This window comes from Bradyrhizobium sp. (genome assembly GCF_049581145.1).
In the GTDB taxonomy this organism is placed as follows: Bacteria; Pseudomonadota; Alphaproteobacteria; order Rhizobiales; family Xanthobacteraceae; genus Bradyrhizobium.
This window is the reverse complement of sequence record NZ_JBAURI010000344.1, coordinates 1-7,801: the sequence shown is the minus strand read 5'-3', so window position 1 is coordinate 7,801 and position 7,801 is coordinate 1. Positions and strand designations below refer to the sequence as shown.

Genomic DNA, 7,801 nt, shown 5'->3' with positions numbered 1-7,801 from the left:
GGCTAACGTTGAGCGGTGATAGTCGCCGAAGCACAGGAGAGCTGCTTCATGTTTACGTATGAAACCGCCGACCAGAAGGAAGTCCGGCGTTTCCGTATCGCGCAATTCAATGGCAGAATGGCGACGGTCAAATCGGGCGATTCGACCATCACAGGCATTGTGAGATCGGTGATGGAAAAGGAATCGAGCATTCCACCGCGCTGGACCATCACGATCATTCCGAGCCAGCCCAAGGCGAAAGCTGCCAGCTTGCGTCCGGCGCCGCGCATCCGCCCGTTCGCGGAAGACTATTTCTGAGCGCGCGTCGCGGCGGAACCGCCGCACCAAAAACGGCACTTGAATTTTCGAGCGCCGGACTGAATGCGTCTGATAATCAAAGAACTCTCGGCGCGCTGCCGAGCTCGATGAGAGCGCTGGATCGGCCAGTTCGTGCGCCGGCCTTCCGCTCCGTCCGGTGACATCAATCCGCCGATACGGCCTTCAATCGGCCCTTGCGCCAATCCTGGCGTGTCACTCTTCTCAATATGCGTAAGCCCGGTCTCGAACCGGGCCCTCGCGCCGCGCATTTGCCGGGCTCATCCTTCGGGGTCACTCGCTTGCGCATGTTCGTCGGGGGCGAGGAATAGAGCCGTTCATCGCCGAACGGGACCAAAACCCGGCTCGGAAAAGCGGCTGCCGGCTTTCGTTCGCGGACGAAAGCGGCAGGCGTTTGCGTGGAGATCATGCTTCGGTCAAGTACCCGGCCTGCGCCGGTTATTGAACCTCATCCCATCGCGCGCCAGTCGACCGGATGCAGCAGCGCGGCACGCACCAGTTCCGCAGTGTTGCGTGCACCCAGCTTTCGCATCGCTTCGGCACGGTGGCTTTCGAAAGTCCGCGGACTGATCTTCATCCTCATCGCGCCTTGCTTGTTCGAAAAGCCTTCACTGATCAGGCTCAGGACCTCGCGCTCGCGCCGGGTCAGAGGCTTGTGGCTCGCCTCCGACGAAACCATCACTCCGGGCGCACGCTCGCTCTCCCTGTGCCGCCGCGGGCCTCCCTGGCCGTCGCCTTTGCCATCCGGCGCGGAAACAGCTTCCGAAGCGCCGCCGATCTCCTTGACCAACGCGCAAACCCGCTCGGTCTGCAGCATGGCGTTCTCGATCACCTTCTGCAGATAGTCGCGATCGCCGGCGCTCTGCCCAAATTGATGACTGTGCTGCTTGATCTCACCCATGTAGAGGAGGAGCGCCGTCAACGGTCCATTGAGTCGACGCGCGATCGTGACACCAGCTTCATCGATCGCCTGCGCTCTCACAGCGGACGATCGGGCGACCTGCGGGTCTTCGGCGAGACGATTGCTCTCGCTCCAGTCCGAACAAGGCGGATCGACGATGAGGTTCTCGCGCTGCGTCATATCCGCTATTTAACGGGCGTCGACCTGTTCGAGAGTTAACTTTTCTGCCCGTAAGACTACGGCAATTTTCGTTCAATTCGAGGGCCAAAACGCGGTTCTACGCGTTGAAATTGCATTTGAACCGCGTTCAACGCCCATGAGTTGTAGAAAGTTAAAGACTTCCCCGTCGTTCTACGGAGAACGAGGCGCAGGTAGGGACCGCCGCTACCATGAAACCGTCGACCAGCTCCTCGATTTCTTAATCGGACGAGAACTGTTTTCATGGTTCCCTCATCCGATATCCGCCGACCAAAGCGGATGGATTTTGCTGGAATGGACTCGCGGAAAATAACGCGCAATGGCGCAAGTCGACCGCATATGGGATTTTCTCCGGCGGCTGTCGCCTGTGACGCGCAGCTGCCTGCTCACCGAGCTTGAGCGACTGGAAGTCGGCGGCGTGGAAATGGCCGGCTTCGCGGAAATCCAGGCGCGGCTGCGCGCGGAGTTTCGCAAGGACGGATCGACCCAGACCCGCGCCCAGAATCCGTCGCGATATTTCTTCGCGCCTGTTGAGCCGCTGCTCATCGACGGCGCGCCGGAACATGCCAATGCCGGCCGGATCCCGCGGGTTTCGCTCACCCCGATCTGGGAGTGGATCTGCCGCGACCTGCTGCCGACCATGGCGCGTGACTTCATCGCGCAGATGACCGGCCTGATTGCCGCCGACAAACAGAAGGAGGCCCAGCAAGTCGCCTCTGCGTTCCAGACCAAGGTCGTCAAATACCTCGAGAGCACCCTCGGGTCACCCGACGCCGCCGACCAGACCCGCGCCAGACTTGCCACTTATACCGCCTCGCGCTTCGTTTACGAAGACCTCGTCAAGATCATGTGCGCGATGCGCGCCCGCGACGCGCTGGCCAAGTTCGACACTGCGTTGCCGAAAAAGATCCTGAAATTCGATGATGCGACCGCGCACAAGATCACTCAGCGTCTCGACGCCTTCGCCAAGCAGCACGCCGACGCCGTTCCCTTTGCCATTGCGCTGGTCGCCGGTCGGCTCAAGACACCCTGGCAAGTGATGCGGCTTGCGACCAAGAACGCTCGCAGCAAGAAAGCCGTCGACGTCGCCGCCGTGCCCTACGCGGTCGCAGTCTCGATGGTGCTGGACCGGCTTGAGGATCATCGCGCGGCGTTGCGTATTGCGCTCAGGCACAACCGGGTGCTGGTCGCCAAGGATTTGCTGGCCGACATCTACGATAGCGAATACGCGCTCCGCGTCCGCATCGATCGGCTCGACGACGTCGAATGGGGCGTGCGGCTTCGCAGTCTGATGAACTCGATCGCGGCTCTGGTGGAGGCCGAGATCAACCGGTTCCCCGACGAGGTCGGCCACGTGCTTGGATCGCGGCGGCTGCGCAGCTATCAATCGCTGTCCGGACGGCTGACCTATCTGAGCTGGAAGGCGCGCGATGCCATCAACGACGGCGCGGCCTTCTGCAAGAAGCTCATCACGGCGGCCTGACGCGGCCGCGCCCCGGCGACTGGGTTCGCCACTCACGCAAACGGCTTTGGCCGAGTTCCGGCTGGATTCGTTCAGTTCCTCGGCAGTTTTCCGGCTGCACACCGAACGCGATCGCCAGGAAGCGGTCCGGGTCACGAACCCGATTTACATACGCAGCGATCCGCGTTCGCTGCACCCGCGGCCGATCGCGAGATCGCAACCGTCCGGGTAACCAAACGGCGGCCAATGGGCGGTGAAGATCAAGTCGCGGTGAATTGTCGGCCAGCGCCATCAAACTGCGATCAAGACCGTGTATGGTTTTTGCGCTATGGCGGCTTGATGAACTGGAGGACGATCGCGATGGTACGAGCAAGAGGTCTGTTGATGGTGCTAGCGGTGCTGGCTTTCGCGGCGATGTTCAATTCGGACAGCATCGCGCAGACGGCCCCGACCAACACCGCGACGCCGACTCCGGACAATGCGGTCCTGCTCACGGTGTTCTTCAAGCACGACGAGTCGCGGCCGCTCGGCGAGCTCAACGCGCAGCTCGAGAAGCAGGGCTTCTACAAGGCCTTTCCGCCGCCAGGCGTCGAGGTCGTCAGTTGGTACGTGATGATGGGCATCGGCCAGGTCATCACCTTGCGCCTGCCGGCGTCGCGACTGCGCGAGGTCAACCGCATTCTCGAGACCACGGCCTGGGGCGCCTACCACACCGAATTCTATCCGACCTACGACTACAAGGCGGTTGGCCTCGCCAGCCACGACAAGGCGTAGTAGTTTCGGCAGGGCTGGAGCCACCTAGGCCATGATGTCCGGCCGACGGGCTAGTCGCGCTGGATCAACCCCATCAGATTTGCCCGACATCATGCGAGTACAAGGCATGTATGAGTTCTCATTGCCCGACCCGGACCCGACCTGGTCCGCGTCGGCCTGCGCTCGCGCGTTCCCGATTCCTGCGCCAACAACGACAAGGGACGTGAAGGCCGACCTGTCGTGAATTACTACGAACGCAACAGCTTTCCCGCAGCCTGAAATCATCTCGTAGCAAGGCAACGCTATTTCGCGGCAGAGCGAAGCGGCGAGCCGAAACCGGCCGACTCCCTCCGCCGAGACGCTCGCGCGGAATTGTCCGCGTCATCCATGGAAAATTTCATGATGCGAACAATTGTTTTGGCTTTCGCTCTGCTGCTGCTTGCCGGCGAACATCGCGCGGGCGCCGAATCCACGGTTTCGCGCGGCGCCTATCTCGTCAACACAATCCTGGCCTGCGGCAATTGCCATACCCCACGCGATGCCGACGGCGGGCTGATCCGCGACAGGGCGTTGTCAGGAGGCCTGACCATTACGACGCCGACATTCACCGCCACGGCTCCCAACATCACGCCCGATCGCGAGACCGGACTAGGCGACTGGAGCGAGGCGGAGATCAGGCGCGCCTTGATCGAGGGCATACGACCCGATCATGGCGGCCTTCCCGGCGTACCGCTGGCGGCCGTCATGCCGATCGGGTTCTACAAGGCCCTGCTGCCGGATGACCTCGCGGCGATCATTGCCTACCTGCGCACCGTGAAGCCGGTCCGCAACAAGGTGGCCGAGCCCGTCTATCGCGCGCCCGTTCATCGCGCCCCCTATCCCGACGCCGAAGCGGGTTTCACGAAGGCAGATTTCTCCGATCCGGTCAGGCGCGGCCAATACCTCGTCCCCATCGGTCATTGCATGGAATGCCATTCGACATTCTCAGCCGGCAGCTCAGACTACAGGGGCGGGCTGGGACGGGGCGGCCGGCCGTTCGGGCCAGCGCTGATCCAGGGCCTTGGCAGTGAATGGCGCGGCGCCGTGGCGCCGAACATCACGTCCGACCCGGCGGCCGGCATCGGCCGTTGGAGCGACACCGAGATCGACCACGCGATCCGGCAAGGCATCGCACGGGACGGGCGCCGGCTCAACCCGCCGATGGCGTTCGTGTTCTATGCCGGCCTGACCGACGCGGATGTCGGCGATATCATCGCCTATCTGCGGACGCTGAAATAAGACGATGGCCGATGAGCAGCGGCCGTCGTTTCAGGTGCCGACGTCGACGAGCCTGGGGCGAGCCGGTTCCTTCCAGGTCAACAGCAGCCCGACGAACAACAGGCCCGTGACCAGAGTGCCGAGCGGGAGACCCAACAGGCCGCGGCTCGCGACGAGATCGCCGGCCGCCGTGCCCGCCGACCTGACCATCACCACCGTGAGCCAGTAGAACCACAGCGATCGCAGCAGGCCGCCGCGGGCGACGAGGAACAACAGACCCAGAATCGGGCCAAGCAACAAGGTAGCGCCGGCATCGCCGAGATGCAGATTGTGCGAGCAATAGTCGCCGAGCACCGTACCCAACGTGCCGGCGATGAGCATGCTGATCCAGTAGCCGGTATCCGCGCCCAACACCCTGTCAACGGCGCTGCCCTGGTCGGACCTCCGTCGCCAGACCAATTGCCAGTTCGCGACAAGGACCAGCGCGAGCAACGCCGCGAGGCCGGCAGCCACCAACACTCTCGGCAATTTCAGGTCGCCGCAGGCGAAATCCGCAGCATTGGTGGCGGCGGTCCTGACGATAATGATCGCGGTCCAATAATAGGCCTGATGCACGGTGCGGTCGGACCGCTCGCTCACGGCCACGAGGGCGAAGGCGACTGCAAGAAATGGCAGGCCGGCAACGTGGCCAAGACCCAGATCGTGGGCGAAGAAGTCCCCCATGTTGGCGCCAAAAATGCTGGCGACGCAGAGCGCGGTCCAGTAGCGCGGTCCGAGCGTCGGAAGGTGGATCGGCTGCATGGGGTGGACTTTCTGGCAGGATAGCGCGATCGCACGTATCGAGGGCACGGCCCGGTCCTGGAGGTGGTTGGAGCCGGCGTGGTTCGTCGACGGTTCTGGAGGAAGACAGTTCAAAAGGCAATCCAGGGACGATCTCCGACAGGCAAAATTGCCCTGAACCCTGTTCCCGCGCTGATCTTGAGCCATGGCGGCCGCAATCGTCGTCTGGTTTGGCTTCGCTAAATGCAGGCAGTCCGGCACCGTTCGGAAAAGCTAGCACCCTTTGCCGCCTGTGCTATTCATTACCGATGCTGCGCCAGTGGACCATCATTGCCGTTGCGATGTTCGGGCTTTTGCCTCCAGTGCTGGCCGGGCCGCCCTACGTGTCTGACGATCCTGAGCCGACGGACTATCAGCATTTCGAGATCTACACGTTCAACAACGGTACGGCGACTCGCGACGACATCGGTGGCGAAACCGGAATCGATTTCAATTACGGAGCTGCGCCCGATCTGCAGTTGACGGCCACCTTGCCGGCCGGCTTTGATCGGTCCGTGGCGGCCGGGACCAGCTTCGGCCTCAGCAACATCGAGCTCGCCGCAAAATATCGCTTCCTGCACCAGGATTCGTTCGGCCTTGACGTCAGCGTGTTTCCCCGCGTGTTTCTGCCGAGCCCTTCCAACACCATTGGCAGCAGTCAAGCGTCGGTGCTGTTGCCGATTTGGGTGCAGAAGGACTGGAACGGCGGATGGTCGGTGTTCGGCGGTGGCGGCTGCGTCATCGCCGGGCGCTCGTCGCAGAGTTTCTGTCTGGCCGGCGGCGTCGTCACCTATCAGCTGCTTCCAAAATTGCAAATCGGCGGGGAGCTGTACCATCAGACCGCCGATGGCGCGGGAACGCCCGCGACCTCGAGCGTCGGGGTGGGTGTCCGCTACGACATTAACGAAACGATCCATCTGCTTGGCTATCTCCGGCGAGGCCTTCAGAACGTGGCCACGACCGATCAATATTCCTGGTACGCCTCGGTTCTCTTCACATTCTAGGATATGTCGCGACGTCCTGGTCGTTTCACGTCGAAAAGGTGCAACGGGATGGGCGGCGGTTGCCGCACATCCCTCCACGCTCATGCACGCGCAAGAACTTTGTCCTTCGGCGCGGTCGGCAGTGGCGCATAACGCGAGAACGCCATTTTAATCACGGTAAAAGATCAACATGACGACAGACGCGGCAGATTAGAATGGGGGCCAGGCTCACCCGGCCCCGATTCGTCACTCCATGATTTGCGTCACGACGCCGGCACCGACGGTGCGGTTGCCTTCGCGGATCGCGCGACCGCTCTTCCAGTGCAAGCGCCTTATTGAGACTGCACGCCCTCGATCGGCATCAGGAACGGGCGATTCTTCGGCCGCTCGGGCAGCACGACATGGCTGTCGAGCACCTCAAACAGTTTCAGGATCGCCTGATCCGCCAACGCACCGGTTTCGCCGCGCAGCGCCTTGATGGCGGCGCCGCGCACGACCGGCGCGCTGTCGCCGTCGAAGCCGTACTTCGACAAGAGATCGCGCACCTCGATCTCGACGAGATCGACGAGCTCCGGATCGTCGGCGATGTCGCATTTGTTCAGGAACACCACGATGCGCGGCACGCCGACCTGGCGCGCGAGCAGGATATGCTCGCGCGTCTGCGGCATCGGCCCGTCGACGGCGGAGACGACCAGGATCGCGCCGTCCATCTGCGCCGCGCCCGTGATCCTGTTCTTGACATAATCGACGTGGCCCGGGCAGTCGACATGCGAGTAGTGGCGCGCCGCTGTCGAATACTCGACGTGGCTGGTCGCAATCGTGAGAATCTTCGAATCGTCACGTGTACCTTGCGCGGCCGACGCCTTGGCGACATCCTGATACGAGACGAACGCGCCCCAGCCGTGGTCGGCCGAGACCTTCGTCATCGCTGCCGTCAGCGTCGTCTTGCCATGATCCACGTGGCCGATCGTACCCACGTTGCAGTTGGGCTTGAGCCGGGTGAACTTCTCTCCGGCGGCCGGTTACTTGTGCAGCGACACACCCTTCGTAGTGAAGCGCTGTGTCCCGCCGCGGCTGCGCACCGGCCGTGGCGTGCCGGCCGCCTTGCCGGTG

7 protein-coding genes and 1 pseudogene are annotated in these 7,801 nt (G+C 62.7%); 5 read left to right on the top strand and 3 right to left on the bottom strand.

Annotation, left to right across the window (positions count from 1 at the left end):
* Positions 1-48: 48 nt before the first annotated feature.
* Entirely contained in the window at positions 49-297 is a 249-nt protein-coding gene (locus tag WCB02_RS11275) for a hypothetical protein (protein WP_423958228.1), read from the top strand.
* 466 nt (positions 298-763) lie between these two features.
* Here WCB02_RS11275 and WCB02_RS11270 read toward each other — a convergent pair whose 3' ends face one another.
* On the bottom strand, positions 764-1,396 hold the full coding sequence (locus WCB02_RS11270) for a helix-turn-helix transcriptional regulator (RefSeq protein ID WP_423958227.1): 633 nt from the start codon (positions 1,394-1,396) through the stop codon (positions 764-766).
* A gap of 337 nt (positions 1,397-1,733) precedes the next feature.
* Here WCB02_RS11270 and WCB02_RS11265 point away from each other — a divergent pair, with 337 nt between their 5' ends.
* From WCB02_RS11265 to WCB02_RS11255, 3 genes are all read left to right on the top strand, one after another.
* A complete protein-coding gene (locus tag WCB02_RS11265; protein ID WP_423958226.1) occupies positions 1,734-2,897 on the top strand; it encodes a hypothetical protein in 1,164 nt (387 codons plus the stop codon).
* Between the two features lie 339 nt (positions 2,898-3,236).
* Complete coding sequence (locus WCB02_RS11260) at positions 3,237-3,650, top strand: hypothetical protein (RefSeq protein ID WP_423958225.1); 414 nt, start codon at positions 3,237-3,239, stop codon at positions 3,648-3,650.
* Positions 3,651-4,028: 378 nt separating this feature from the next.
* On the top strand, positions 4,029-4,907 hold the full coding sequence (locus WCB02_RS11255; protein WP_423958224.1) for a c-type cytochrome: 879 nt from the start codon (positions 4,029-4,031) through the stop codon (positions 4,905-4,907).
* A gap of 30 nt (positions 4,908-4,937) precedes the next feature.
* On the opposite strand, the gene WCB02_RS11250 is transcribed toward WCB02_RS11255, so the two are convergent.
* On the bottom strand, positions 4,938-5,735 hold the full coding sequence (locus WCB02_RS11250; RefSeq protein ID WP_423958223.1) for a hypothetical protein: 798 nt from the start codon (positions 5,733-5,735) through the stop codon (positions 4,938-4,940).
* Positions 5,736-5,974: 239 nt separating this feature from the next.
* Between WCB02_RS11250 and WCB02_RS11245 the strand changes: the two genes are divergently transcribed.
* Positions 5,975-6,709, top strand: a complete 735-nt coding sequence (locus WCB02_RS11245; protein WP_423958222.1) for a hypothetical protein — start codon at positions 5,975-5,977, stop codon at positions 6,707-6,709.
* Positions 6,710-7,026: 317 nt separating this feature from the next.
* Here the strand turns inward: WCB02_RS11245 and WCB02_RS11240 are convergent.
* A pseudogene (locus tag WCB02_RS11240) lies at positions 7,027-7,665 on the bottom strand (GTP-binding protein); the annotation flags it as partial.
* Between the last annotated feature and the right edge of the window lie 136 nt (positions 7,666-7,801).